Here is a 25,583-nt window from a genome sequence, read left to right as displayed (position 1 = left end):
ACGCGGCCGAGGGGGAAACCGGTTCGTCGGCGGGTTGCGGGGGTCCGACCTGCATGTCCGAAACAGTACGACGGACCGGAAGCGCGAACCGTTCACCGGAGGCGGTTAACGTGGACAGGTGCGCGATCCGAATATCTCCCGGTACACCGCCGGCCAGCTCTCACCGATCCGCCGCGCGGCGGACCTGCGTCGCCTGCGCGGCGAGCGGTTCGACGTACTCGTGATCGGTGGTGGGGTGACCGGCGCGGGCGCCGCCCTCGACGCCGCGTCGCGCGGACTCCGGGTCGCCCTGGTCGAGGCGCGGGACTACGCCGCCGGTACGTCCAGCCGGTCCAGCAAGCTGATCCACGGCGGGCTGCGCTACCTGGAACAACTGGAGTTCGGGCTGGTGCACGAGGCGCTCACCGAACGTGGTCTGCTCGCCACCCGACTCGCGCCGCACCTGGTCCGGCCGGTGCCGATCCTGGTCCCGCTGCCCTCGGGCGCCGGCCCGTCGGCACTGCCGGCCCGCGCCTGGCGGCGCTCCTACTACGGTGCGGGGGTGGCCGCGTACGACGCGTTCGCCGGCCTGTTCGGCGGCGGTCGGGGGATGCCGCTGCACCGGCACCTGAGCCGGGAGGGAGCCCGCCGGCTCTTCCCGAGCCTGCGCGCGGACGCGGTCGCCGGGGCGATCCGCTATTACGACGGCCAGGTCGACGACGCCCGGCTGGTGGTCACCCTGGCCCGGACCGCCGCCAGCCTGGGCGCGGCCGTGGTGACCAGCACCCGCGCCGTCGGCCTGATCCGCCAGGCCCGCGAGGTGACCGGGGTACGGGTACGCGACATGGAGGCGCGGCCCGGCTCACCGGACGCCGAGTTCGAGGTGTACGCCCGTACGGTCATCGCCGCGACCGGGGTGTGGAGCGACGACATGTCGCGGATGCTCGGCGACATCGGCGCCCGGCCCGGACTGCGGGTGCGTTCCTCGAAGGGCGTCCACCTGGTCGTGCCCCGCTCGGCGATCACCGGCGAGGCCGGGCTGATCCTGCGGACCGCCACCTCGGTGCTGTTCGTGCTGCCCTGGGGCGGCCACTGGATCATCGGCACCACCGACACCGACTGGCGGCTCGACCGGGCCCATCCGGCGGCCTCGGCCAGCGACATCGACTACCTGCTCGAACAGGTCAACACCGTACTCGACCGGCCGCTGACCACCTCGGACATCGAAGGGGTGTACGCCGGGCTGCGCCCGCTGCTCTCCGGCGAGGCGGACTCCACCTCCAAGCTCTCCCGCGAACACGCGGTGGTCGAGCCGATGCTCGGGCTGCTGCTGGTGGCCGGCGGCAAGTACACCACGTACCGGGTGATGGCCAGTGACGTCGTCGACCGGGCGGCCCGTCGACTCGGCCTGGTCCGCCCGTCGCGTACGGCCGACCTGCCGTTGCTCGGCGCGGACGGCTTCCCGGCCATGTGGCGGGACCGGGCCGACCTGGCCCGCCGGCACGAGGTGCAGGTCGGGGTGGTCGAGCACCTGTTGGAGCGGTACGGCACCCTCACCGTCGACCTGCTCGCCCTGATCTCGGCGGATCCACTGCTCGCCGCGCCGCTCGCCGGTGCGCCGGAATATCTTGCCGCCGAGGTCGCGTACGCGGCCAGCGCCGAGGGGGCGCTGCACCTGGACGACGTACTGACCCGGCGGACCCGGATCTCGTTCGAGACCGCGCACCGGGGCACCGAGTCGGCCGAACACGCGGCCGAGATCATGGGCCGGGTGCTCGGCTGGGACGCGCCGATCCGGGCCCGCGAGGTGGAGCACTACCTGGCGCGGGTGGAGGCGGAACGGCAGTCACAGCGGATGCCCGACGACGCCACTGCGGACGCGGCCCGGCTCGGCGCACCGGACGTACGCGGGTTCGCCGCCGACCGGGGCGTCGACGTCGCCGGGGTGGAGGCGTCGAGCTGACCGGGCACCGACGCACGACGGGTCCGACGCACAACCGGTCCGGCGCGCCGGTGCTGGGCTGCGGTGGAGCCGGTCTGCCCGTACGGTGTGTCGAATGAGCGCCCGGCTGTGGCAACGTGCCGTACCCGTCATCGCGGTTAGCCTGCTGCTCGTGCCGTTGGCAGCCTGCGGTGAGGCCGATCAGGACCCGCCGGTCTGGGAGGCCGGCTCCTCGCCCACCGGCGGCGAAGCCGTCCCCAGCCCCGCGCCGACCCCGGTCGAGCCCTCGCCCACCGCCGCCGCACCAACCCCGAAGGCCAGCGCGACTCCCCGGCCGAGTACGAGCCGCAGTTCGAAACCGCCGACCATCGGCACCGCCCGCGTCTCGGTCGTCCGGACCGGCTCGGGTCAGGGGGCGCGGACGCTGTCGGTGGAGGGCGACGGGCGGTGGAGTTACCTGGCCGGCTCGCGGGACGACAACGGCACGTTGAAGCAGGCCCAGCGCGAACGGTTGCAGGCGCTGCTCGCCGACCCGAAGCTGGCCGCCGAGGCCCGGGATCGGGACCGGCCCCGCTGCCGCGACGCCGCGTCGTACGCACTCAACACCGGCCAGACGACGGTGGTCTGGCAGGTCTGCCCCACCGGTGTACCGGAGACCGCGACCGCTATCGTCCGCCTGCTGGAGGGCGTCACTCCGCTCTGAGCCCCAACCCGGCGGGACCGGAATCGGTTGGTGTGGTCGGGGGCGTCTCTGACAACCTGTCGGCGTGTCCGAAACCGACTCGCCGCCCCTTGATCTCGACGCACTGCGCCTGGCGACGCGGCGCGGCGTACGGCTGCGGTATTTGTTCTTCTGGGGTCATCGGCCGCAGCGCGACGGCAGCGTGGGTGCGGGGTGCCTGAGCCAGTGGTGGCCGTCGCCGTTCGAGGTCGACGGAATCCGGTACGCCACCGCCGAGCACTACATGATGACGGCCAAGGCGCGGCTGTTCGGCGACGAGTCGGTCGCCGAACGGGTGCTGGCGGCGGGTAGCCCCGGCGCGGCAAAGGCGCTGGGCCGCCGGGTCCGTGGGTTCGACCAGGCAGTCTGGGCGGCGCACCGCTTCGACCTGGTGGTGGCCGGCAGTGTTGCCAAGTTCGGCCAGCACCCGGACCTGCGGGACTACCTCGTCGGCACCGGTGGCCGGGTGCTGGTCGAGGCCAGCCCGGTCGACCCGATCTGGGGAATCGGCCTGGCCGGCACGGACCCGCTGGCGGCGGACCCGGACCGGTGGCCCGGCCTGAACCTGCTCGGCTTCGCCCTGATGTCGGCCCGCGCCCAACTCGCGGCCGAACAACGTCGGCGCTAACCGGCTAGATGACCTTGCCGGGGTTGAACAGGCCGGCCGGGTCGAGCGCGGCCTTGACCGCCTGATGGACCCGGATGCCGACCGGGCCGATCTCACGAGCCAACCAGTCCCGCTTCAGCAGACCCACCCCGTGCTCGCCGGTGCAGGTGCCGCCGAGCGACAGCGCCAGTTCCATGATCGCGTCGAACGCCCGCTGGCTGCGCGCGACGCTGGCCGGGTCGGCCCGGTCGACCACGATCAGCGGGTGCATGTTGCCGTCGCCGGCGTGCCCGACCACACCGATCAGCACACCCTGCTCGGCCGAGATCCGCTCGACCCCGTCGAGCAGGGCGGCCAGTTCGCTGCGCGGCACCGCCACGTCGTCGAGAAACAGTCCGCCGTTGCCGGCCGGGAACGCCTCGGCCGCGTACCGCTCCATCGCCGGGTGGGCCAGGCGCCGGGCCTGGAGCAGTGCGGCGGCCTCCACCGCGTCGCTTGCGGCGAACACCTCGTCCGCGCCGGCGAAGGTGCAGACCTCGGCCAGCCGGGCCAGGTCGGCCGGGGCCCGCGAGCCGGTGTCGACCGCCGCGAGCAGCAGCGCGCGGGCATCCGTACGCAGACCCATCGGCCGGTACGCCTCGATCGCCCGCAGGTGGGTCTGGTCCAGCAACTCCAGCAGGCTCGGCGAGAGCCCCCGGGCGGAGATCTCGGCGACCGCCGCCCCGGCGGTGGCGATCGACCCGAACACCGCGACCAGGGTCAGCGACTCCTCCGGGGCGGGCCGCAGCGACACGGTGATCTCGGTGATCACCCCGAGGGTGCCCTCCGAACCGACGAAGAGCCTGGTCAGGTCATACCCGGCCACCCCCTTGGCCGTACGTCGACCGGTGCGCAGCACCTCACCGGAGGCGAGCACCACCTCCAGGCCGAGCACGTACTCGCCGGTCACGCCGTACTTGACGCAGCACATGCCGCCCGCGTTGGTGGCCACGTTGCCGCCGATGGTGGACGACTCCCAGGAGCCCGGATCGGGCGGGTAGCGCAGCCCGTACTTCGCGACCTCGCCGGCCAGGGCGGCGTTGACCACGCCGGGCTGTAGCACGGCGATTCGGTTCACCGGGTCGATCTCCAGGATCCGGTCCATCGCGGTGAGACTGAGCACCACCGCCCCGTCGACCGCGTTCGCCCCGCCGGCCAGCCCGGTCCGCGCCCCCTGCGGGATCACCGGTACGCCGTGCGCCGCCGCCACCCGCACCACGGCGACCACCTCGGCGGTGTCGGTGGGGCGGACCACCACCGCGGGCATGCCCGACGCGCACAGGTCCGCCTCGTCGTGCCGGTAGCCGGCGAGCAGGTCCGGGTCGGTCAGTACGGCGGCCGTACCGAGGGCGGCGCGCAGGTCGTCGAGCAGGGGGGAACCGGCCATGGGTGGCAGGCTAGCCGCCGGACTACCGTGACGGCCATGGTGTACGTCGACCCGCCCGCCTGGCCCGCCCGTGGCCGACTCTGGTCACATCTGGTCAGTGACGTGTCCTACGCGGAGTTGCACGTCTTCGCGGAGATGGTCGGCGCACCTCGTCGGGCGTTCGACCGGGATCACTACGACCTGCCGGACAACCGGTTCGCGATGGCGGTCTGGCTCGGCGCCCGGGTCGTTCCCGGCCGCGAGATCGCCCGCCTCCTGCGCGCCGCCAACCTCCGTCGCCCCAAACACCTCTCCCCACCCTCCTAACCAACCCCGCCCTCGCCCCGCCCGGGTCGGGCCACTCATGTAGAGAAAGAGTGGTTATCCGGTCCGGGATAGGCACTCTTTCTCTACATCAGGGGCGAGCCGTTCGGGGTGGGGTGTGGGGGGTGGTTAGGTGGGTTAGTTCGCGAGTGAGGTTGGTGCGGGCGGGTTGTTCCCAGCGGGCGGCCAGGGTGGGCAGGCGGTAGCGGGTGGGCAGGTCGAGCAGGTCCCGGAGCACCGCCGCCCGGCCGGCACGGAAGTCCTCCGCCGGTACGTGGGCGTACTCGCGGCGGATCGCGGCGGCGTACTCGTCGTACGCGGCGGCGGGGGCGGCGAGGATGGCCAGGTCGGCGTCGCAGAGCAGCGCCCCGGCCCGGTCGGTCGGCTCGACCCGGTGTCCGGCGGTGAGCAGCACCAGACGTTCGACCTCGGCTACCGCCGCAGCCGGCAGGCCGAGCCCGGTGAGCAGTTCGGTGGCGAGGGCGGCGCTGGCCCGCTCGTTGGTGTCGCCCGGCGAGCGGGGGTCGTAGATCGCGTCGTGACACCACGCCGCGAGCCGGACCGGGTCGGTGTCACCGGTCCACCCCGCCTCGGCATCCACCACGTCCAGTACGGCAACCAGGTGTTCGACCGTGTGGTAGTGCCGGTGCGGCTCCCGCCACCGCCGGAGCAGGTCCTGCCCGGCCTCGTCCAGGGCAGGTTCGGCGGCCGTGGCACCCGCGTTCCGGGCGGCGGTGCGCCACCGCCCGATCAGTGCGCCCGGCCCGCTCAGCCCGGTCACCGAGTCGGCCCGATCGCCGCCACCGGGGTCCGATGGGGTTGACCGGGGCGATGGTGGGTAGTCCCGGCCATGGAGTCCGCCCGGAACAAGGTCCGCTCAGCCGCAGATCTTGACAGCGAGCGGGTCAACCACGTGGTGAGCGAGCTGAGCGAGCGCTCCAAGACCACGGTCCAGGATCGGATGCACGCGGTCCGGGCGAACTTCGTACTCGCCCTCCAGGCGGGGGTGGCGGCGCTGCTGTCCTGGTTCATCTCGCACGACATTCTCGGCAATCCCGACCCCGTCTTCGCCCCGATCTCGGCGGTCGGCACGCTCGCCGCCTCGCTCGGCCAGCGGCTGCGCCGGACGGTCGAGCTGATCCTGGGGGTCGCGGTCGGAATCGGGATCGGCGACCTGTTGATCGTCCTGGTTGGCAGCGGGCCGTGGCAGCTCGGACTGATCGTCACCCTGTCCATCATCGTCACCATCTTCCTCGGCGGAAGTGTCGCCGTGGTGACCCAGGCGGCGGCAACCGCCGTACTGCTGGTCGCGCTGGCCCCGAAGATGAGCAACCCGGAGTTCCCCCGGGTCATCGACGCGCTGGTCGGCGGCGGGGTCGGGCTGTTCGTGGTGGCGCTGCTGCTGCCACTGAACCCGCTGCGGATAGTGGACCGGGCGGCCCGGCCGGCGCTGGAGACGCTGGCCGAGCAACTGACCGTGACCGCCGACGCACTGGCCGAACACGACGCCGGCCGGGCCGCGGCGGCGCTGGAGCGGCTGCGCCGGGTGGAGGAATACATGGACGGCCTCCAGGAGGCGCTGGAGGGCGGCAGGGAGACCGCCACCCTCGCCCCCGCCCGGTGGAACCGGCGCCGGGCACTGACCCGGTACGCGGAGAGCGCCGAGTACATCAACCACGCCGTACACAACAGCGGGGTGCTGGTTCGACGGGCGGTGACCGCGCTGGAGGACGACGAGCCGATCCCGGCCGCGATGGCGTCGGCGGTGCGGCAGTTGGCCGACGCGGTCCGGCTGCTGCACCAGGAGCTCGGTGCCGGGCTGGACCCGGAGGCCGCGCGGGAGCGGGTGCTGCGCTCGGTCACCGCCGCCGGACGGGCGTACACGGAGGGGGTCGGCTTCTCCGGCAGTGTGGTGGTGGCCCAGATCCGGACCGCAGCCAGTGACGTACTCCGGGCCACCGGGGTCGAGCGGATCGAGGCGAACCGCCTGGTCCGGCAGGCGGTGAGCACCCAGACCAGCCCGACCCGCGCCGCCCGCCCATCCGCCCACTGACCGCCCGCCGGTCGAACTGGACAAGCCGGCGGGCCCGGTCGGGTCGGTGCGATCGCCGGAGCGGCTCGGCGCGGCGGGCGGGGCGGGCGGGCGACGGTGTCAGCGCAGGTCGGCCAGGGCGTCGAGCAGCCGGTCGACGTGGGCGGCGGTGCTGCCGAGGCCGATGCTGGCCCGCAGCGCGGTCGGCGGCAGGTCGGATCGACCGCTGCGCGCGGCGGCCTCGGCGAGCAGCCGCCGGGCCAGCGGGTGGGCGCAGAACAGGCCGTCGCGGAGCCCGATCCCGTGACCCCGGGCCAGGTCGGCGGCGACCTCGGCGGAGTCCCGACCGGCGACCACGAACGAGACGATGCCCACCCGTGGCGCGTCGGCGTGGAACGTACGCAGTTCGACGATGCCCGGCAGGGCGTTCAGGCCGGTCCGCAACCGGGCCAGCAGTTCCTGCTCGCGGGTGTGCAGTTCGGTGCGGTCCGCCTCGGAGAGCGCGGTACAGACAGCGGCGAGGGCGACCGCGCCGAGCAGGTTCGGGGTGCCGGCCTCGTGCCGTCCGGGTCCGTCCGCCCAGCGCACGTCGTTGGTGGCGGTGCCGACGCCGAGGGTCGCGCCGCCGCCGAACAGGTACGGCGGTGCCGCGTCCAGCCAGTCCGCCCGTCCGGCCAGTACCCCGGTGCCGAACGGGGCGTAGAGCTTGTGCCCGGAGACCGCCACGTAGTCGATCTCCGATTCGCTGATGTCCACCGGCGCGTGCGGTGCGAGCTGGGCCGCGTCGACCGCGATCCGGGCGCCGTAGCGGTGGGCGACGGCGGCCAGCTCGGTCACCGGCCACCGCTCGCCGGTGACGTTGCTCGCCCCGGTGACGGTCACCAGGATCGGGGCTGCCCGATCGGTGTCGCGGCGCAGTTCGCGCAGCGCCTCGCTCAGGGCCCGGATGGCCGCGGCGGGCGAGTCGGGCACCGGCAGCCGTACCGTGTTGGGCCACGGCAGCAGGTTGGCGTGGTGTTCGCCACCGAAGGTGACCACCGTGGTGCCGGCCGGGACGGCGCGGGCCAGCAGGTTGAGCGCGTCCGTGGTGTTCCGGGTGAAGATCACTTCGTCGTCCGCTCGGGTGCCGAGGAAGTCGCCCACCGTCTGCCGGGCCCGTTCGTAGGCGAGCGTGCTGCGCTGCGACAGCGCTCCGGCGCCCCGGTGCACGCTGCCGTACCAGGGCAGTAGCTCGGCCACCGCGTCGGCCGCCACCCGGGCGCACGGTGCGGTGGCCGCGTAGTCGAGGTTGACCAGGTCGGGCACGCCGAGCACGTCGAGCGGCCCGGCCGACTCCGGCGACGCGGCGGCGGACCCGGTCGGGGCCGTCGGGCGCGGCACGGCACGTGGGCCGGCCGGCGAGGACACGGGTACGAGGCTGGAACGCATGGGTACGACCTCCGGCAATCCAGGGACCCCGGTTGCTGAGGGGATGGGGCCCGCGCTTGCCCAGCACCCGGATCGGGCTGGGCCCGGTCATCACCCAGGGCACCCCACCGCGAACTCGACGAGGGTTGCCGGCCAGCAAGCTGGGGCTTCGCACACCGTCCGGTCGACCGTCCGGCGGTTGCCGGTGGTCGGTCGCGGTTGGTGCGCGTTGGTCGCTGGCACTCGTGACCTGCCTGGCAGCATAACCGGGCGGCTTGCGGTCCGACCAGCGGGTCGAGGGTGACTACGCTGACGACATGGCCGACACCCCGCCCGGCGGAGATCCCTACCCGCCGCAGCCGACCCCGCCTGCCGTGCCGACCCCGCCGATCAGCGCCGTCCCGCCCCGGGTGGCCAAGTTCGCCGGTCGGGGGCTGACCTGGCGGCGCGGTCTGGTGCTGGCCGGGGTGATCCTGCTGATCGCCGGCTGCGCGGTCTACATGGCGATCACGCTCGGCGACGACCTCGGCGCGCAGGCGCTGATCATCGGGTTGGTGGCGGCGATCCTGCCGGTGCCGGTGCTGGTCGCCTGCTTCCTCTGGCTCGACCGGTACGAGCCGGAGCCGATGGCGTACCTGATCTTCTGCTTCGCCTGGGGCGCCTTCGTCGCCACCGCGGCCTCGTTGAACGTGAACCGGGAGACCGCCGAGCTGTTCGCGGGCTGGGGTCTGCCGGATTCGCTGGTGGCGGTGCTCGGGGCGCCGTTCATCGAGGAACTGACCAAGGCGCTCGGGCCGCTCCTGCTGCTGCTGTTCCGGCGCCGGGAGTGGTCCGGCATCACCGACGGCATCGTCTACTGCGGACTTTCCGCGGTCGGCTTCGCGATGGTGGAGAACATCCTCTACCTCGGTGGCTACGGCTACGCCGCCGGTGCCAGCGAGTACGGCCCGGCGACCGGGGTGCAGAACGTCTTCGCCATCTTCATCGTCCGGATCCTGCTGACCGGCTTCGCCCACCCGCTGTTCACCGCGATGACCGGGATCGGGCTCGGCATCGCGGCCCGCTCGGCCGACCGGCGGATCCGGATCTTCGCCCCGCTGGCCGGACTGCTGGCGGCGATGATGCTGCACGGCACGTGGAATCTGATGCCGTCGCTGGCGGCGGCGCTCGGGCAGAACCTGATAGTGCTCTACGGGTACATCGGGGTGATGGTGCCGATCTTCTTCGGCATGGTCGGGTTGGCCGTCTGGCTGCGTGGCTGGGAGGGCCGGCTGACCGAGCGGCGGCTGCCCGACTACGTACGCGCCGGCTGGCTGAGCCCGCCGGAGGTGGCCGCGCTGGGCAGCCTCGGCCGGCGGCACTCGGCCCGGCGGTGGGCTCGCCGGGTGGCCGGTGATCCCGGTCTCAAGGCGATGCGTGGTTTCCAGTTCTCGGCCACCCGGCTGGCGCTGCTACGCGACGGGATGCTGCGCGGGCTGGACACCAAGCCGGCCGACCGGGCCCGCACCGCGTACGAGGAGCGGCAGTTGCTCGACGCGATCTCGGCGTACCGGTGGGTCTTCGTGGGTCGGGACCCGCAGGCGCCGGTCGGCGTCTGGGACGGGGCCCGTTACCACCTGAGTTTCCCGGACGGGGTGGCCCGCACCGTCGAGGCGCCGGCCGAGCCGGTGGTGCCGATCCCGGTGGTGCTCACGCCACCACCACCGCCCACGCCCACCGGCTACGGCCCGTACGGTCCGCCCCCGCCCGGCTACGGTCCCTCGCCCGGCGGCTACCGGTAGCGCCCCCGGCCAGGGGCCAAGGGTCAGGGGTGCCGGTGGGTCACAGGTAGAGGCCGGTCGAGTCGTTGTTTACCCGCTCGGCGGCGACCGCGTGGACGTCGCGTTCGCGGAGCAGGACGTACTCCCGGCCGTGCAGTTCGACCTCGGAGCGGTCGTCGGGGTCGAACAGGACCCGGTCGCCGGAGACGATCGAGCGTACGTTGGGCCCGACACCCACCGTGGTCGCCCAGGCGAGCCGGCGTCCCATCGAGGCGGTCGCCGGGATGACGATGCCGGCGGTCGAGCGCCGTTCACCTTCGCTTCCCTCCAGGCGGACCAGGACGCGGTCGTGCAGCAGGCGGATCGGTAGGCCGTTGTCGAGGTCTGGGTCGACGGTCACGCCCGGAACGCTACCGTGCGGCCGCAGCGGCGGCGGTGGAGGTCGAGGTCACGCCCGGCGGGAGGGTTGCCGCGCTGCTCGTGAGGGCAAACTGGGGGAGAAATCAGGGCTCGGCCGGAAGGTTCCGGTAGGTTCCTGCCGGTTACCGTAGGTGAGCCGGTTTCCCAGCCAGCCTGATCGGGCCGGTTCTCCAGCCAGGAGGTGCGCTTGAGCCGCTTCGAGCAGCTGCGGGCGAGGGCCCGCCGCGCGTACGAGTCCGGCCGAGCCTCGGTCCGGGCCGCGCGTCCGGCTGCCGGTGCGCAGGTGACCGTGGCCGACGAACCGCCGGCGCCGGAGCAGCAGTCGTCGTTCGTGCCGCCGCCCCGGACGCCGATCGGCGGCGACCAGACGGCCGGGGTGCACTCCTCCACCTCCAGTCGGGACGACGCGGACGTGCCGAGGGCGCTGCGGATCGCCGGGGCCTGGTCGTGGCGGCTGCTGGCGATCGGCCTGGTCACCTACGCCCTGATCAGGATCATCGGCACGATCCGGATCGTGATCATTCCGTTGGTCATCGCGCTGCTGCTCTCCGCCCTGCTCGCCCCGGCGGTCGGCTGGTTGCTCCGGGCCCGCTTCCCACGCTCGCTGGCGACCGCGCTGGTGCTGGTCGGCGGCCTGGCGGCGGTGGTGGGCACGCTCACCCGGGTGGTGACCGAGTTCATCGGCGGGGTGCCGGAGCTGAGCAAGAACGCGTCCGAGGGCATCCGGCAGATCCAGAACTGGCTCCGTACCGGGCCGCTGCACCTGTCGGACAACCAGCTCAACTCGTACATCGACGAGGCGCAGAAGTGGATCGACGAGAACACCCAGGCGCTGACCAGCGGTGCCGTCTCCACCGCCACCACCCTGTTCGAGCTGCTCACCGGCGCCCTGCTGGTGCTGTTCGCCACCTTCTTCTTCCTGCGTGACGGGGAACGGATCTGGCGGTTCCTGGTCCGGCTGCTCCCGGTCAACGCCCGCTGGCGCATCGACGACGCCGGTCGGGCCTCCTGGGCCACCCTGGTCGCCTACGTACGCGCGACCGTGCTGGTCGCCTTCATCGACGCGGTCGGCATCGGCATCTTCCTGGTCATCTTCGAGGTGCCGTTCGCGTTCCCGCTCGCCGCGCTGGTCTTCCTCGGCGCGTTCATTCCGATCGTCGGGGCCACCCTCTCCGGCGTGGTCGCGGTGCTGGTCGCACTCGTCGACAGCGGTCCGGTAACCGCGCTGATCATCGCCGGCGCGGTGGTCGGGGTGCAACAGATCGAGGGCCACATCCTGCAACCGCTGATCATGGGGCGGGCGGTCGCGATCCACCCGCTCGCGGTGATCGTCGGCATCGCCGCCGGGGTGGTGCTCGCCGGGATCGTCGGCGCGCTGGTCGCCGTACCGCTGATCGCGGTGCTCAACACGGCCGTCCGGCGGTTGGCCCACCGGCGCCCGCCCGAGGTGCCGCCGGACGCGGTCGTGGTCGCCTCCACCGCCCCCTGAGCGGCCTCCCGCTCACTCCTTGGCGAGGCGTTGCAACGCGCCACGGGCCACCTCGGGGCGGGTGGTGTACCAGAACGGCGGCAACGAGCGGCGCAGGAAGGCGCCGTAGCCACGGGCGGTCTCCAGCCGCGAGTCGAGCACCGCGACCACCCCCTTGTCGCCGGTCGACCGGATCAGCCGGCCCACCCCCTGGGCCAGCCGGACCGCCGCGATCGGCACACTCACCGCCGCGAAACCGGACCCGCCGGAGGCGTCGACCGCCGCCGCCCGAGCCGCCGCCAGCGGCTCGTCCGGCCGGGGGAACGGCAGCCGGTCGATCACCACGAGCTGGCAGGCGTCGCCCGGCACGTCGACGCCCTGCCACAGCGACATCACGCCGAACAGGCAACTCGCCCGGTCCTCGCGGAACCGGCGGACCAGCAGCGGCAGCGACTCCTCACCCTGGAGCAGAATCGGCAGGTCGGTCCGCGCCCGGAGCAGCTCCGCGGCCTGCTGCGCGGCCCGTCGGGAGGAGAACAACCCGAGGGTACGGCCACCGAGCGCGGTCACCAGTTCGAGCAGTTCCGTACCGGCGGCGTCGGGCAGGCCCGAGGCGGCGGGGCGGGGCAGGTGCGCGGCGACGTACAGGATGCCCTGGCGGCCGTAGTCGAACGGTGAGCCGACGTCGAGCGACCGCCATCCCGAGCCCGACTCGCTCTCGATCAGGGCGCCGCTGCCGCCCGGCTTCGCCGCCGGGGTGGCCTTGGCCGCCGGGGCGGTCCTGCGCGCCGGAGCCGTCGAGGCAGCCAGTGCGGCGGCTGCCGGCGACGGCGGGTCGACGGTCACCGGGCCGAGGCCGAGGGCTCGGGCGACGGTGTCGAACCGGCCACCGAGGGCCAGGGTGGCGGAGGTCACCACGACGGTGCGCTCGTCGTACAGTTCGTTGGCCAGCATCCCGGCGACCGAGAGCGGCGCGACGACCAGGGCCCGGCGCCCGGCCCCCGGACCGTCGGACTTCTCCACCCAGGCCACGTCGTGGTCGGCCTCCTCCAACAGCCGCTGGGCGGTCTTGGAGAGGTCGTCGAGGACCGCCTTGGCCTGCTGCTTGCGTACCGGATCGGGGTCGTCGGCCTTGATCTCGCCGACCTTGTCCAGGGCCGCGCGGGTGGCCGCGTCGAGCAGGGTGCACGCCTCGCGCAGCGGACCCGGCAGCCCGGCGGTGATCCGCCCGGCCGGCGCCTCGGCCAGCCCGACCGCGAGCGCGTCACCGGCCGCGATCAGCGACTCGGCGACCTCCGGGGTCAGCAGCGGCCGGGCCCGTCGGGCCGCCCGGTCGACCTGATCCGGTACGAGTTCGGCCTGGGAGGCCGAGGAGACCCGGTCGGCCAGTTCGTGCGCCTCGTCCACCACCAGCAGCTTGTGCGGTGGCACGATGTGCCGGTCGGCCAGCAGGTCGACGGCGAGCAGGCTGTGGTTGGTCACCACTATGTCGGCCTCGCGGGCCCGGACCCGGGACGCCTCGGCGAAGCACTCCGGCCCGTACGGGCACCGCCCGGCCCCGACGCACTCGCGGGCCGGCATCGACACCAGCCGCCACGCCTGGTCGTCGACGCCCGGATCGAGCTCGTCCCGGTCACCGGTCTCGGTCTTGTCCGCCCAGGCGCGCAGCCGTTCGACCTGCTTGCCCAGCCGGCCCGCCTCACCGAGCCACTTGGTGCCCCCGCCGCGTCCGGGCGTGTCGAAGAGGGTGTCCTCCGGCTCGTCCTCAGTGGAGTTGTCCAGCCGGGCCAGGCACAGGTAGTGGTGCCGGCCCTTCAGCACCGCGTAGGTCGGTCGGCGGCCGAGCACCGGCTCGACCGCGTCGGCGAGCCGGGGCAGGTCGTGCTCGACGAGCTGCGCCTGCAACGCGAGGGTGGCGGTGGAGACCACCACCGGCCCGTCCACGGTCAGCGCCGGGGCCAGGTACGCCAGCGACTTGCCGGTGCCGGTGCCGGCCTGCACCAGCAGGTGCTCGCCGGTGTTGATGCTCTCCTCGATCGCCGAGGCCATGAGCTGCTGACCCGGCCGGGCCGAGCCGCCGGGCACCGCGCCGACCGCGGCGGCGAGCAGTTCGTCGGTGCTCGGCCGACCGGCGCGCCGCCGCTTGCGGGCGGCCGGTGCCGGGGGCTGTCCGGAGCCGGTCTTCCCGGAGTCGGCGGTGTCGTCGGTGGTGGTCGGAGCGGTCACCGTAGGACCGTACCTGGCCGTCCCGACACCGAACGCGTACCTCGCTGGCGAGGGCCTTCGTACGGGCGCGGAGTGGGCACCATCGGTTAGGGTGCGGGCATGTCGAGCGATGTGGTCCGGGTCGTTTACCAGAAGTACGACGGCACCGCGCACCGGGACTACCCCGCCCGCCGGCTGACCGAGGACGACCTGGGCATCTGGCTGGGGGTGACCGCCGGCACCGAGTCGGTCTACCATGGCCGCCCCTCGGTCGAACAGATCCCCTTCGTCCTGCTGGTGCCGCATGCGGCCTGGTGGACCGGCATGTTCAACCCGCCGCCACGGACCAGTGAGGTCTACTGCGACATCACCAGCCCGGCTCGCTGGGAGGGGGACACGGTCCACCTGATCGATCTCGATCTCGACGTGGTCCGGCGCCGGGCGACGGGTGCGGTGGAGCTGCGCGACGAGGACGAGTTCGCCGAGCACCGGGTCCGGTTCGGCTACCCGGAGGACGTGGTCGTCCAGGCCGAGGCGGCGGCTGAGTGGCTCTACGACGCGCTCGGCGACGGGACCGAGCCGTTCGCCACCGCGTACCGGAAGTGGCTGGCGCTGGTGCTCTGAGCGCCGGGTCCGGCGGGCGGAGGTGGCCCGGTGGGCCGGTGGCCCGGTGGCCCGGTTCAGGGTTGGTCCGGCGTGTCCGGGTCGAGCACCGGCACCCGGCTCAGTTTCGCCGGGTTCGCCTGGTGGAAGATGCCGGTGATCTGCCCGTCGGCGACGGTGTACCAGGTCACCAGGCGCAGTCGCCCACGGTCGCGGTGATCGCCCTCGAACTGCAACCCGAGGGTGTCGTTGACCAGCACCGGCCGGGACCGCAGGCCGGTTGCGTCCAGCACCGTACGGCGGAGCAGGCCGAGCGTGAGCCGGGCCACCTTGAGCACCCCGACGACCGGGTGACGGGCGGTCGGCAGGTGGCCGCCGCCGTCCCCGACGAAGACCACGTCCGGGGCGAGAACCGCTACCAGCCGGTCCAGGTCGCCCGATTCGGCGGCGGCGAGGAACGCGGCGAGCACCCTGCGCTGCTCGGCCAGGTCGGCGGTGTGCCGTGGTCCCCCCTCGGCAACCGCCCGCCGGCCCCGCGAGGCGAGCTGCCGGGCGGCCGTCGGCGTGCTGTGCAGCACCCCGGCGATCTGGGTGAACGGCACCGCGAAGACGTCGTGCAGCACGAACGCGACCCGCTGTTCGGGGGTGAGACGTTCGAGCACCACCAGCAGCGCGATGCCGACCTCCTCGGTCTGCGCCACCCGTTGCGCCGGGTCGGGGGCGAACCCGCCGGCCGCCGGGAGGTGCCCGGCGGCGCCGGAGCCGGCCGGGCCGTCGGGCAGCCGGCCGACCACCGGCTCGGGTAGCCACTGCCCGGGGTACGCCTCGCGGCGTACCCGGGCGGAGCGGAGCAGGTCGAGGCAGATCCGGCCGGTGGTGGTGGTGAGCCAGCCGCGCAGGTCGCGGATGTCGGCGCGGGCCGCCGGCTCGGCCAGCGCGCGGGCGTAGCGCAGCCAGGTCTCCTGGACCGCGTCCTCGGCGTCGGCCCGGCTGCCGAGCATGCGGTAGGCCACCGCGGTCAGGTGGTCCCGCTCGGCTTCGAACTCGGTCGCGAGGTCGCGCACGCCCGCCCTCCTGCCTGGATCGTTCGCCCGGTGGGTGTCGCCGGCCGTCGGTACCGACCCGCCTGTCGGCTCCCGCCGCCGGCTCCCGGTGGGTCTCCGCGACGAATTCTCCGCCTACTCCGACGGGACGGGCCACCGAGATGTGACCCGTGGTCGCGTCGCGGTGGGGCGCCCGGTCGGCGATGATCGGGGGATGAGTGAGCGCGCCGGATTGCCGGCATGAGCGGGTCGAGGCGGTCGATCCGCGAGTTGCTGCGGGTGCCGACCGGCGGTACCGGGTTTGACCTGGGTGCGATCCATCCGCGTACGACGCCGGGGTTGCCGCCGGCCGGGGTGGTCGGGTCCGATCCGAAGGACTGGGCGCGGGAGCAGGTACGGGCGATCGGGGCGGAGCTGGGCCGGCAGCAGGAGATGTTGTTCGCCTCGGCCAAGGTCGACCCGGCGTCCGGGCGCCGGCTGCTGCTGGTGCTCCAGGCGATGGACGCCGGTGGCAAGGACGGGACCATCCGGCGGGTGGCCGGCACGATGAACCCGTTGGGCCTGCACATCAAGTCGTTCGGGCGGCCGACCGAGGAGGAACGCCGACACCATTTCCTCTGGCGGATCCGTCGAGCGCTGCCGGCGCCGGGGTACGTCGGGGTGTTCAATCGATCACACTACGAGGACGTCCTGGTGCCGAGGGTCGAGGCACTGGTCCCCGAGCACACCTGGCGGGCCCGGTACGACGAGATCAACGAGTTCGAGGAGGAACTGGCCGACGGCGGGGTGACCCTGCTCAAGGTGTTCCTGCACATCTCCTACGACGAGCAGTTGGACCGGTTGCTGAGCCGGCTCGACGATCCGGAGAAGCACTGGAAGTACGAGCCGGGGGACGTGGACACCCGGGCCCGCTGGTCGGACTACCAGGCCGCGTACGCGGAGGCGCTGGCGCGGTGTGGCACCGCCCGGTCGCCGTGGTTCGTGGTGCCGGCGAACCGGAAGTGGTATCGCGACTGGGCGGTCGCCAACCTGCTGCGGGAGACCTTCGCGGGGTTGGACCTGAGCTATCCGGCACCGACGTTCGATCTTGCGCGGGAGCGGCGGCGGTTGGTCGAGTTGCGCCCGTCGGCGCCGGAGGGTTCAACGGGCGGTAGATGAACAGCAGGTAAACCGAAAGTGAATCACGGCTGGCCAGAGGTGGGCCGGTGGTTGCGCGATTTTGTCGTTTCCTAGCATTCCCCAAGGCAGGTCCGTTGACGCCCGCCACCCCCACCGCCGACGCGACGAGGTCCGTGCCGTGAAGTTTTCCTTCCGCCCCACCGAGGGCGCCTTCTACGAGCTCTTCACCAGGGCCGCGCAGAACCTGGTGCGGGGCACCGAGCTGCTGAACGAACTGGCCCTGCCCGGGGTCGACGTGCAGTCGGTGAGCGAGCGGCTCACCGAGGTCGAGCACGACAGCGACCAGATCACCCACGAGCTCTACAAGAAGATCAACTCGACCTTCATCACGCCCTTCGACCGGGAGGACATCTACCGGCTCGGGTCGCTGCTCGACGACGTGATGGACCACCTGGAAGCGGTCGGCAACCTGCTCTACCTCTACGGGCTGACCAAGCTCCCGTCACTGCCGCGGGAGATGCACGAGCTGGTCAACGTACTCGACCAGCAGGCGAAGCTGACCGCCGAGGCGATGCCCCGGCTGCGCTCGATGCGCGACCTCGAAGACTACTGGATCGAGTGCAACCGGCTGGAGAACGACGGCGACCAGGCGTACCGGATGCTGCTGGTCCGGCTCTTCTCCGGCGAGTACGACGCGTTGACCGTGCTGAAGATGAAGGAGGTCGCCGACGAGCTGGAGGCGGCCTGCGACGCCTTCGAGCACGTGGCCAACACCGTCGAGACCATCGCGGTCAAGGAGTCCTGATCCCGGTGACCCCTGAACTGATCGCCGTACTCGCGGTGATCGCCGTCGCCATGCTCTTCGACTACACCAACGGCTTCCACGACGCCGCGAACGCGATCGCCACCAGCATCTCCACCCGCGCGCTCACGCCCCGGGTCGCGCTGGCCATGGCGGCCGTCGGCAACTTCATCGGCGCCCACCTCGGCGGCAACGTGGCCAAGACCGTCGGTGACGGACTGGTCGAACTGCCCACCGGGCTGGCCAGCCTCGGGGTGGTCTTCGCCGGGGTGCTCGGCGCCATCTGCTGGAACCTGCTCACCTGGTACTTCGGCATCCCCTCCTCGTCCTCGCACGCGCTGTTCGGTGGGCTGGTCGGGGCGACCCTGTGCGCCACCCTGTTCGGGGTCGGTGGCACCGTGCTCTGGGACGGCATCCTGATCAAGGTGGTCATCCCGATGGTGGCCTCGCCGCTGGTCGGGTTCGCGCTCGGCGCGCTGATGATGCTCGCGGTGATGTGGATCTTCCGGCGGGGCAACCCGGCCAAGCTGAACCGGGGCTTCCGCTGGGCCCAGACCGCCTCCGCGATGGCGATGTCCATCGGTCACGGCATGCAGGACGCGGCCAAGACCATGGGCATCGTGGTGCTGGCCCTGTTCGCCGGTGGCTACCAGGACAGCAAGACGCACATCCCGGAGTGGGTGTTCTGGACCTCGGCGACCGTGCTCGCGCTCGGCACCTACGCCGGCGGCTGGCGGATCATCCGTACCCTCGGTCGGAAGATCATCGACCTCGGCCCGCCGGAGGGCTTCGCCGCCGAGACGGTGGCCAGCATCGTGCTCTTCACCACCTCCCGGCTCGGCCTGCCGATCTCCACGACCCACACCATCACCTCGGCCATCATGGGCGTCGGCGCGACCAAGAAGCTCTCCGCCGTCCGCTGGGGCGTAGCCGGCAACATCGTCATGGCCTGGATCCTCACTTTCCCCGCCGCCGCCGCCATCGCCGCCATCTGCTACCTCGCCGTCCGCCCCCTCTTCTAGCCCGTCCCTGAAGCGCTCATACCGAGAATGAGTGGTTATCCGCGCGCGGATAACCACTCATTCTCTGTATCCGTGCCCCCGACGGGGCGGGTGGGTCAGGGGTAGGTGACTCCGATTTGGGTGCGGATGGTGTCGAGGAGGTTCATTACTTCGAGGGTTACGGCGTGGGGGACCAGGGGGCTTTGCTTCAGGCCGGTGGTCAGGCAGCGTTGGACCTCGGCGGCCTCGTACTGGTAGCCGTTGCCCACCAGGTCGGCCGGCAGCGGCTCCGGGTCGGCGTCGGTGCGGTGCAGGGTCGCGGCGCTCGGGCGGAAGAACGGCTCGGCCAGCTCGATCCGGCCGGTGGTGCCGGTGATCGTCGCGGTCAGCGGGGTCGCGCCGACGATGCCGCAGCTCAGCGACGCGACCGCGCCGGAGTCGTAACCGAAGACGATGCCGGTGTTCTCGTCGACGCCCTCCGGCCCGAGCGACGCCCAGGACCGGATGTGGTCCGGTCGGCCGAGCACCAGGTGGGCCAGGCTGATCGGGTAGACCCCCAGGTCGAGCAGGGCACCGCCGCCGAGTGCCTTGGCGCGCATCCGGTGCTCGGGCGGGAACGGCCCGGCCACCCCGAACGCGGCCTGCACCCCGGTCACCGCGCCGATCGCGCCCTCGGCGATCAGGTCCAACACCCGCAGTACGGTCGGGTTGCAGCGCATCCACATGGCTTCCATCAGGAAGACGTCCCGCTCCCGAGCGGTCTCGATCAGGGCGGTGCTGGTCGCCAGGTCCAGGGTGAACGGCTTCTCGCAGAGCACCGCCCGGCCGGCCGTCAGGCAGGTCATGGTGGCGTCGTAGTGGGCGGCGTGCGGGGTGGCCACGTACACCACGTCGACCTCGTCGTCGGCGGCGAGCTCTGCCCAGGAGCCGTACGCCCTCGGGATGTCGTGGTGGTCGGCGAAGAGCCGGGCGGCGTCGGCGGATCGGGAACCGACGGCGACGACCTCGGCGTCCGGCAGGAGTCGCAGGTCCTCGACGAACCGCGCGGCGATGTTGCCGGTGGCCAGGATGCCCCAGCGGGTAACGCCCCCGGAGCCAGCTTGCTGAACCATGTCACCCCTTCGACTACGGGCCGCCGGTCACGTCCGGCAATCACGTGCCCGTGAGAACCAGTCCGAAGCATCCCCCGCGACCGAGCGGGACGCCAACTACGCGGGTTCCGTGCGGGACGGCAGGTGTCCGGCGGTGGGGAAGGCGACGACGCCGGGGTGGTTCGTGCGTCATGGGTGGGCGAGGTGGGAGGTGCCCGATCGGGCGGTGGTAACCGGCACGGTCTGGGCGGGGGTGTGGACCGCGTCGAGCCGGGCGCGAGCGGGAGGGCCCTGACCGGGGCGTCGGGAAACTAACGCGTTCAACTCGTACATCGTCTTTTGCGTACGTACACCAAAGACGATGTACGAGATAAATGCGTGGTATTGGTCGGGCCCCCGAGGGCGTCGGTTGACGAGTCTTTCACGTCGACGGCCCGGGGGGACCATCGGGTGTATGGTCGCGGTGTGATCAAGACGCGCCTTGATCTTGACCGGATCCGCGCGGCCCGCGGCGTGATCGACCCCATCTTTCTGGACACGCCGATGTACCGGTGCGATGCACTGGGAAGCCAGCTTGGCTGCACCGTGAGCATCAAACTGGAAACGGCGAACCCGGTCCGCAGCTTCAAGGCCCGGGGTACCGAACTCGTGGCGAGCCTGCTGACCGAGCAGGGCCGGAACGCCGTGGTGTGCGCCAGCGCCGGCAACCTCGGCCAGGCGCTCGGTTGGTCGGGCCGCCGCCGTGGCATCGACGTGACGGTAGTGGCGTCGCGGCGGGCACCCGTTGCCAAGCTCGATCGGATCCGCGCGCTGGGCGCGGAGTTGGAATTGGTGGACGGCGACTTCGAAATGGCCCGCGAGCGGGCCGCGAGTATCGCGCGATGGCGGGGCATACGGCTGGTCGAGGACAGTCTGGACGTCGAGACGTGCGAGGGAGCCGCGACGATCGGCCTTGAACTGGCGGGCGGAGAATCCGCGTTCGACGCTGTTCTGATCGCCCTGGGCGGCGGTGCGATGGCTACCGGCGTGGGCTACGTCCTGAAGACCCTGGTGCCCGGAGTCGAGGTGATCTGCGTACAGCCCACGGGTGCGCCGGCGATGACTCGCTCCTGGCACGACCGCCGCGTCGTCACCACCGAATCGACCGACACCATCGCCGACGGCGTCGCCGGCCGGTACCCCATCCCAGCGGTCCTGGACGACCTCCTCACGGTGGCCGACGACGCCGTCCTGGTCCGGGAGACGTCGATCATCGCGGGTATGCAGATGCTCCTGGAGCACGCGGGCCTGGTTGTCGAGCCATCAGCCGCCCTCGGCGTCGCCGCCGTCCTGGAAGACCGCGATCGGTTCGTCGGCCGTCACGTCATCACCGTCATCTGCGGCAGCAACGTCGACCCGGATGCCTATCGCCGCTGGGTCCATCGCTGATCTCGTTACCCTGCACGGGTTCGATGTCGAAGATCGAGAGGATCCGTGAGCGTGGCGCGTACAGCCGATCGAACCGGCACCTCCGAGACGGGCGGCCCCGAGCACGGTGTGGCGCTGGTCGAGCGGCTGATCGCGTCGATCTCGACGAAGCCCGCCGAGCTGAACAATTCTCGACGGCCCCGGCACCGGCCGGCGTTGGCCCGTCGGTGTGCGCCCCGTCCACCGGTCAAGATCTCCCACTAGGCTCGGCCACATGACTATCGACAGCGGTGGGCCGCCGACTCGACCGGCGGCCACCCCGCCGATGTTCGCCGCCCCGGAGTCGCTGGTCGAGCACGCCCGCCGGTTCTACGCCGCGGGCGGGCCGCCGGCACCGCCCAGGATGGCCGCGACGGTCCTGCTGGTCCGCCCGGTCCCGGCCGCTGACAGTGACAACAACTTCGAGGTGTACGTCATCCGCCGGCTCGCCTCGATGACGTTCGGCGGCATGTACGCCTTTCCCGGCGGCGGCGTCGACCCGTCCGACTCGAAGGCGGCACTCGACTGGTCCGGTCCCTCCGCGGCGGACTGGGGTGACCGGCTGGGGCTGGCACCCGACGCCGCCCAGGCGGTGCTCTGTGCCGCCGCGCGGGAGGTGTTCGAGGAGGCCGGGGTGCTGCTCGCCGGACCCGGACCGGGCACCATCGTCGGTGACGTGAGCGGTGCCGACTGGGAGTCGGCCCGGCAGGCGCTGGTCGAGCGGCGGGCCGGTTTCGCCGAGTTGCTCCGTGAACAGCGGCTCACCCTCCGGGCCGACCTGCTACTGCCCTGGTCCAGGTGGGTCACGCCGGAGTTCGAACCGCGCCGCTTCGACACGTACTTCTTCGTTGCCCTGCTGCCGGCGGGGCAGCGGACCCGCGACGTCTCCGGGGAGGCCGACCACACGATGTGGATCCGGCCGGCCGAGGCGCTGGCGCGGGCCGACGCGGGCGAGATCGCGATGCTGCCGCCGACCAGGGTCACGCTGGCCGAGATCGCCGCCTGTGGCGGGCGGGCAGGGCTGCCGGCCGCCTCGGCGGAGCGGGATGCCGCGACCCCGGTGATGCCCCGGTTGGACCTGGCCCCGGACGGTACCGGCCGGTTCCTGCTCGCCTGAGCCTCATCGGTTGGGGGCCGTAGAGACGGAAAATGGTCCCCCGGCGAACCCAATGGGTCGCCGGGGGACCGGTACGCCTCGTGCCGCCGGTCAGCCGAAGCGGCCGGTGATGTAATCCTCGGTCTTCTTCACGCTCGGGTTGCTGAAGATCTTCTGCGTGTAGTCGTATTCGATCAGGCGGCCGGGGTCGCCGGTGCGCTCGATCGAGAAGAACGCCGTACGGTCCGAGACCCGGGCCGCCTGCTGCATGTTGTGCGTCACGATGATGATCGTGTAGCGGTCCTTCAGCTTGAACATCAGATCTTCGATCGCCAGCGTGGAGATCGGGTCGAGCGCCGAGCAGGGCTCGTCCATCAGCACGACCTGCGGCTCGACCGCGATCGTCCGGGCGATGCAGAGCCGCTGCTGCTGACCGCCGGACAGGCCGGCACCGGGCTTGCCGAGCCGGTCCTTGACCTCGTCCCAGAGGTTCGCCGAGCGGAGGGCCTTCTCGGCCGCGTCCTCCAGCACCGACTTGCGCCGTACGCCGTTGAGCTTCAGTCCGGCCACCACGTTGTCGAAGATCGACATGGTGGGGAACGGGTTCGGGCGCTGGAAGACCATGCCGATCAGCCGCCGTACGGCGGTCACGTCGACGTCGTTGTCGTAGATGTTCTGGCCGTCGATGGTGAGCTTGCCGTCGACCCGGGCGCCCGGCAGCACCTCGTGCATGCGGTTGATCGAGCGCAGGAAGGTCGACTTGCCGCAGCCGGACGGCCCGATCAGGGCGGTCACGGTCTTCGGCTCGACGGTCAGGTTGATGTTCTCGATCGCCTTGAACGACCCGTAGTACGCGGTGACGCCCTCCGCCTCGACGCGCTTTGCCATGGTGATTGCTCCTCCGGGGTTCAACGGGAGATCTGGCTGCGGCGAGCGAGCAGCTTCGCCGCGATGGTGAGGACGAGAACGAGGGCCACCAGGGTCAGCGCGGCGGTCCAGGCCCGGTCGGGGGAGTACCGTCCCGCCTCGGTCGCCTGGCCGTAGACGAACAGGGACAGCGACGACTGGTTGTTCTCGAACGGGTTGAAGTTGATCGCCGCGGTGCCACCCGCGACCAGTAGCACCGGTGCGGTTTCGCCGGCGGCGCGGGCGATGGCGAGCATCACGCCGGTGACGATGCCGGGCAGTGCGGTCGGCAGCACGATCTTCATGATCGTCTTCCACTTCGGGATGCCGAGCGCGTACGAGCCCTCCCGCAGGGGTGCCGGCACCAGCCGCAGCATCTCCTCGGTCGACCGGACGATGGTCGGCAGCATCAGCACGCTCAGCGCCAGTGCGGCGGCGAAACCGGAGTAGCCCGGTCGGCCGTCCGCGCTGAACCAGGGGGAGACGATGAGCACCCAGAACGAGAGGACGAACAGGCCGGCGACGATGGACGGGATGCCGGTCATCACGTCCACGAAGAAGCGGATCGTGTTGGCGAACCGGCCCCGGCCGTACTCGACGATGTAGATCGCGCCGGCGACACCGAGCGGGACCGTGATCAGCGTGGCGATGCCGACCTGCTCCAGCGTGCCGATGATCGCGTGATAGGCGCCACCGTTCGCGTCCCGGGCGCCGATGTTGTTCATCGAGCTGCCGAAGAAGTCGCCGTCCAGCCGCGCGACTCCCTTGGAGACCAGCGTCCAGACCACCGAGGTGAGCGGGAGTACGGCGAGCACGAACGCGGAGTGGATCAGTGCACTCCAGGTCCGGTTGTTGGCCGCCCGCTGGCCCTCGACGTTCCGGGCCACCAGGTAGAGGCCGAGCAGGTAGAAGACGGCGCCGAGGACGACCGCCAGCACCCAGCCGCCGATACCGGTGCCGTAGACCACGACGGCCGCGAGGACCAGCGCGAGTACGGCGATGCCGATCGGTGCCCACTTCGGGAGCCGACGGCCCCGCAGGTCCACCCCGGTACCGCTGGGGCTTACCAGTGTCGATGCGCTCACGCTGCCCCCTCGGTGAATTCGCGGCGGCGGTTGAGGATCGCTCGGGCGGTCATGTTGACCACGAGGGTGATCGTGAACAGCACCAGACCGGAGGCGATCAGGGCGCCGCGGCCGATGTCGTTGGACTCACTGAAGCCGTTGGCGATGTTGGCCGCGATCGAGTTGCCGCCGGATTCGATGAGGTTGAACGAGATGGCGAAGGTGGCGCCGAGGGTCATCGCCAGGGCGATCGTCTCGCCGAGTGCGCGACCCAGCCCGAGCATGACCGCGGCGACCACACCCGGCCGCCCGTACGGCAGCACCGAGGTGCGGATCATCTCCCATTTGGTGGCGCCCAGGGCGAGGGCGGCCTCCTCGTTGGCGGTCGGGGTCTGCATGAAGACCTCGCGGGAGAGCGAGGTGACGATCGGCAGCACCATGATCGCCAGGACCAGGGCGCCGAGCAGGATGGCCCGGCCGAACGGTCCCTCCCCGCCGAAGAGCGGGATCCAGCTGAAGTATTTGTTGAGCCACACGGAGAGTTCGGTGACCGGTCCGCTGAACACGTCGCGACCCCAGAGCCCGAAGACGACACTGGGTACGGCAGCGAGCAGGTCGATCAGGAAGCCGAGCGTGGTGGCGATCCGCCGGTGAGCGTAGTGCGAGAGGTAGAGCGCGATACCGAGCGCCACCGGCACCGCGAGTAGCAGTGCGATGACCGCGCTGAGCACGGTGCCGAAGGCCAGCGCGGCGATACCGAAGCGGGGTTCGCCCTCGTTCGGCGCCCAGTTCCGGTAGGTGAAGAAGTTCTCGTGGTTGGCCTGTAGGGCCGGCACCGCCTTGCTGACCAGGAAGATCGCGATCGCCACGATGATCACCAGGACCATCGTGCCCGCGGCCAGGGTCAGCACGCGGAATAGCTGCTCGGCACCGAATGCCCGGCGTCGGGGCAGTGCGCCACCGCCGCCCAGTCCGCCCCCGTCGGGAGCACGGTGGGACGGTATCGCTGAATTCTCGGCCGTTTGTGCCGAAGCACCGGCGGGTCGGTCGTGACTCGTCGTCACGCCCGATCCGCCGGTGCCGGCGTCGGCCGAGCGGGGAGGGGTTTCACCCATCTGCTCGCTCGCTCCGTGTGGTGTCCG

Annotated in this window: 23 protein-coding genes and 1 riboswitch; of the genes, 13 read left to right on the top strand and 10 right to left on the bottom strand. The window is 71.9% G+C overall.

The features are described 5' to 3' along the window. Positions 1–133: 133 nt before the first annotated feature. From OG792_RS31160 to OG792_RS31150, 3 genes are all read left to right on the top strand, one after another. Complete coding sequence (locus tag OG792_RS31160) at positions 134–1,942, top strand: glycerol-3-phosphate dehydrogenase/oxidase (protein ID WP_329111548.1); 1,809 nt, start codon at positions 134–136, stop codon at positions 1,940–1,942. A 94-nt stretch (positions 1,943–2,036) separates the two neighbouring features. Beyond that, a complete protein-coding gene (locus OG792_RS31155; protein ID WP_329104938.1) occupies positions 2,037–2,624 on the top strand; it encodes a hypothetical protein in 588 nt (195 codons plus the stop codon). Positions 2,625–2,688: 64 nt separating this feature from the next. Further along, positions 2,689–3,270 (top strand): NADAR family protein, encoded by a 582-nt coding sequence (locus tag OG792_RS31150; protein WP_329104933.1) that lies wholly within the window; start codon positions 2,689–2,691, stop codon positions 3,268–3,270. Positions 3,271–3,274: 4 nt separating this feature from the next. On the opposite strand, the gene OG792_RS31145 is transcribed toward OG792_RS31150, so the two are convergent. Next, positions 3,275–4,675, bottom strand: coding sequence for an FAD-binding oxidoreductase (locus tag OG792_RS31145; protein WP_329104931.1), 1,401 nt, complete (start codon positions 4,673–4,675; stop codon positions 3,275–3,277). 36 nt (positions 4,676–4,711) lie between these two features. On the opposite strand from OG792_RS31145, the gene OG792_RS31140 reads away from it, so the two are divergent. Further along, a complete protein-coding gene (locus OG792_RS31140; RefSeq protein ID WP_329104929.1) occupies positions 4,712–4,981 on the top strand; it encodes a DUF4031 domain-containing protein in 270 nt (89 codons plus the stop codon). 88 nt (positions 4,982–5,069) lie between these two features. Here OG792_RS31140 and OG792_RS31135 read toward each other — a convergent pair whose 3' ends face one another. Further along, positions 5,070–5,759, bottom strand: coding sequence for an HD domain-containing protein (locus OG792_RS31135; protein ID WP_442932331.1), 690 nt, complete (start codon positions 5,757–5,759; stop codon positions 5,070–5,072). Positions 5,760–5,828: 69 nt separating this feature from the next. Here OG792_RS31135 and OG792_RS31130 point away from each other — a divergent pair, with 69 nt between their 5' ends. Then, on the top strand, positions 5,829–7,031 hold the full coding sequence (locus OG792_RS31130; RefSeq protein ID WP_329104927.1) for an FUSC family protein: 1,203 nt from the start codon (positions 5,829–5,831) through the stop codon (positions 7,029–7,031). 99 nt (positions 7,032–7,130) lie between these two features. On the opposite strand, the gene OG792_RS31125 is transcribed toward OG792_RS31130, so the two are convergent. Further along, on the bottom strand, positions 7,131–8,438 hold the full coding sequence (locus OG792_RS31125) for an aminotransferase class V-fold PLP-dependent enzyme (protein WP_329104925.1): 1,308 nt from the start codon (positions 8,436–8,438) through the stop codon (positions 7,131–7,133). 47 nt (positions 8,439–8,485) lie between these two features. Next, a riboswitch (SAM riboswitch) is annotated at positions 8,486–8,607 on the bottom strand. A 127-nt stretch (positions 8,608–8,734) separates the two neighbouring features. On the opposite strand from OG792_RS31125, the gene OG792_RS31120 reads away from it, so the two are divergent. Continuing rightward, positions 8,735–10,198, top strand: coding sequence for a PrsW family intramembrane metalloprotease (locus OG792_RS31120; protein WP_329104923.1), 1,464 nt, complete (start codon positions 8,735–8,737; stop codon positions 10,196–10,198). A gap of 40 nt (positions 10,199–10,238) precedes the next feature. Here OG792_RS31120 and OG792_RS31115 read toward each other — a convergent pair whose 3' ends face one another. Then, on the bottom strand, positions 10,239–10,577 hold the full coding sequence (locus OG792_RS31115) for a GroES family chaperonin (RefSeq protein ID WP_329104921.1): 339 nt from the start codon (positions 10,575–10,577) through the stop codon (positions 10,239–10,241). Between the two features lie 201 nt (positions 10,578–10,778). Between OG792_RS31115 and OG792_RS31110 the strand changes: the two genes are divergently transcribed. Beyond that, the gene (locus OG792_RS31110; protein WP_329104919.1) at positions 10,779–12,086 is read left to right on the top strand and encodes an AI-2E family transporter; all 1,308 of its coding nucleotides are present in this window, start codon (positions 10,779–10,781) and stop codon (positions 12,084–12,086) included. Between the two features lie 12 nt (positions 12,087–12,098). On the opposite strand, the gene OG792_RS31105 is transcribed toward OG792_RS31110, so the two are convergent. Beyond that, entirely contained in the window at positions 12,099–14,291 is a 2,193-nt protein-coding gene (locus OG792_RS31105) for an ATP-dependent DNA helicase (RefSeq protein WP_329104917.1), read from the bottom strand. Positions 14,292–14,390: 99 nt separating this feature from the next. Here OG792_RS31105 and OG792_RS31100 point away from each other — a divergent pair, with 99 nt between their 5' ends. Then, positions 14,391–14,894, top strand: coding sequence for a DUF402 domain-containing protein (locus OG792_RS31100; protein ID WP_329104915.1), 504 nt, complete (start codon positions 14,391–14,393; stop codon positions 14,892–14,894). Positions 14,895–14,950: 56 nt separating this feature from the next. Here the strand turns inward: OG792_RS31100 and sigJ are convergent, their stop codons facing one another. Continuing rightward, entirely contained in the window at positions 14,951–15,937 is a 987-nt protein-coding gene (gene sigJ, locus OG792_RS31095; protein WP_329104913.1) for an RNA polymerase sigma factor SigJ, read from the bottom strand. A 219-nt stretch (positions 15,938–16,156) separates the two neighbouring features. Between sigJ and OG792_RS31090 the strand changes: the two genes are divergently transcribed. The 3 genes from OG792_RS31090 (at position 16,157) to OG792_RS31080 (ending at position 18,859) form a co-directional block, all read left to right on the top strand. Next, positions 16,157–17,074, top strand: coding sequence for a PPK2 family polyphosphate kinase (locus OG792_RS31090; protein WP_329104911.1), 918 nt, complete (start codon positions 16,157–16,159; stop codon positions 17,072–17,074). A gap of 139 nt (positions 17,075–17,213) precedes the next feature. Continuing rightward, a complete protein-coding gene (locus OG792_RS31085; RefSeq protein ID WP_329104909.1) occupies positions 17,214–17,840 on the top strand; it encodes a DUF47 domain-containing protein in 627 nt (208 codons plus the stop codon). 5 nt (positions 17,841–17,845) lie between these two features. After that, positions 17,846–18,859 carry an inorganic phosphate transporter gene (locus OG792_RS31080; protein ID WP_329104906.1) on the top strand — a complete coding sequence of 338 codons (1,014 nt, stop codon included), beginning with the start codon at positions 17,846–17,848 and terminating at the stop codon, positions 18,857–18,859. Positions 18,860–18,954: 95 nt separating this feature from the next. Here the strand turns inward: OG792_RS31080 and OG792_RS31075 are convergent, their stop codons facing one another. Then, the gene (locus tag OG792_RS31075; RefSeq protein ID WP_329104904.1) at positions 18,955–19,950 is read right to left on the bottom strand and encodes a Gfo/Idh/MocA family protein; all 996 of its coding nucleotides are present in this window, start codon (positions 19,948–19,950) and stop codon (positions 18,955–18,957) included. Between the two features lie 444 nt (positions 19,951–20,394). Between OG792_RS31075 and OG792_RS31070 the strand changes: the two genes are divergently transcribed. Both OG792_RS31070 and OG792_RS31065 read left to right on the top strand, forming a co-directional pair. After that, positions 20,395–21,357, top strand: a complete 963-nt coding sequence (locus OG792_RS31070) for a threonine ammonia-lyase (protein WP_329104902.1) — start codon at positions 20,395–20,397, stop codon at positions 21,355–21,357. A gap of 253 nt (positions 21,358–21,610) precedes the next feature. Then, positions 21,611–22,492 carry an NUDIX hydrolase gene (locus tag OG792_RS31065; protein WP_329104900.1) on the top strand — a complete coding sequence of 294 codons (882 nt, stop codon included), beginning with the start codon at positions 21,611–21,613 and terminating at the stop codon, positions 22,490–22,492. 90 nt (positions 22,493–22,582) lie between these two features. Here the strand turns inward: OG792_RS31065 and pstB are convergent, their stop codons facing one another. From pstB to pstC, 3 genes are read right to left on the bottom strand one after another with little or no spacing between them, the layout of a single operon-like run. After that, positions 22,583–23,359 carry a phosphate ABC transporter ATP-binding protein PstB gene (gene pstB / locus OG792_RS31060; protein ID WP_329104898.1) on the bottom strand — a complete coding sequence of 259 codons (777 nt, stop codon included), beginning with the start codon at positions 23,357–23,359 and terminating at the stop codon, positions 22,583–22,585. Positions 23,360–23,379: 20 nt separating this feature from the next. After that, positions 23,380–24,423 (bottom strand): phosphate ABC transporter permease PstA, encoded by a 1,044-nt coding sequence (gene pstA / locus OG792_RS31055; protein ID WP_442932520.1) that lies wholly within the window; start codon positions 24,421–24,423, stop codon positions 23,380–23,382. Positions 24,424–24,458: 35 nt separating this feature from the next. Next, entirely contained in the window at positions 24,459–25,556 is a 1,098-nt protein-coding gene (gene pstC, locus OG792_RS31050; protein WP_329104894.1) for a phosphate ABC transporter permease subunit PstC, read from the bottom strand. Between the last annotated feature and the right edge of the window lie 27 nt (positions 25,557–25,583).

The sequence above is a fragment of the Micromonospora sp. NBC_01699 genome, assembly GCF_036250065.1.
Taxonomy (GTDB): Bacteria; Actinomycetota; Actinomycetes; order Mycobacteriales; family Micromonosporaceae; genus Micromonospora_G.
Note: the sequence above shows the minus strand (reverse complement) of the source record. Positions and strands in the feature narration are given on the sequence as shown.

What these genes read in the sequence shown, in the direction of transcription:
- OG792_RS31125 (WP_329104925.1), bottom strand. Translation starts at nt 8,438, where the DNA reads ATGCGTTCCAGCCTCGTACCCGTGTCCTCGCCGGCCGGCCCACGTGCC.
- pstC (WP_329104894.1), bottom strand. Translation starts at nt 25,556, where the DNA reads ATGGGTGAAACCCCTCCCCGCTCGGCCGACGCCGGCACCGGCGGATCG.
- OG792_RS31065 (WP_329104900.1), top strand. Translation starts at nt 21,611, where the DNA reads ATGACTATCGACAGCGGTGGGCCGCCGACTCGACCGGCGGCCACCCCG.
- OG792_RS31145 (WP_329104931.1), bottom strand. Translation starts at nt 4,675, where the DNA reads ATGGCCGGTTCCCCCCTGCTCGACGACCTGCGCGCCGCCCTCGGTACG.
- OG792_RS31130 (WP_329104927.1), top strand. Translation starts at nt 5,829, where the DNA reads ATGGAGTCCGCCCGGAACAAGGTCCGCTCAGCCGCAGATCTTGACAGC.
- OG792_RS31090 (WP_329104911.1), top strand. Translation starts at nt 16,157, where the DNA reads ATGAGCGGGTCGAGGCGGTCGATCCGCGAGTTGCTGCGGGTGCCGACC.
- OG792_RS31120 (WP_329104923.1), top strand. Translation starts at nt 8,735, where the DNA reads ATGGCCGACACCCCGCCCGGCGGAGATCCCTACCCGCCGCAGCCGACC.
- OG792_RS31155 (WP_329104938.1), top strand. Translation starts at nt 2,037, where the DNA reads ATGAGCGCCCGGCTGTGGCAACGTGCCGTACCCGTCATCGCGGTTAGC.
- OG792_RS31100 (WP_329104915.1), top strand. Translation starts at nt 14,391, where the DNA reads ATGTCGAGCGATGTGGTCCGGGTCGTTTACCAGAAGTACGACGGCACC.
- pstB (WP_329104898.1), bottom strand. Translation starts at nt 23,359, where the DNA reads ATGGCAAAGCGCGTCGAGGCGGAGGGCGTCACCGCGTACTACGGGTCG.
- OG792_RS31075 (WP_329104904.1), bottom strand. Translation starts at nt 19,950, where the DNA reads ATGGTTCAGCAAGCTGGCTCCGGGGGCGTTACCCGCTGGGGCATCCTG.
- OG792_RS31140 (WP_329104929.1), top strand. Translation starts at nt 4,712, where the DNA reads ATGGTGTACGTCGACCCGCCCGCCTGGCCCGCCCGTGGCCGACTCTGG.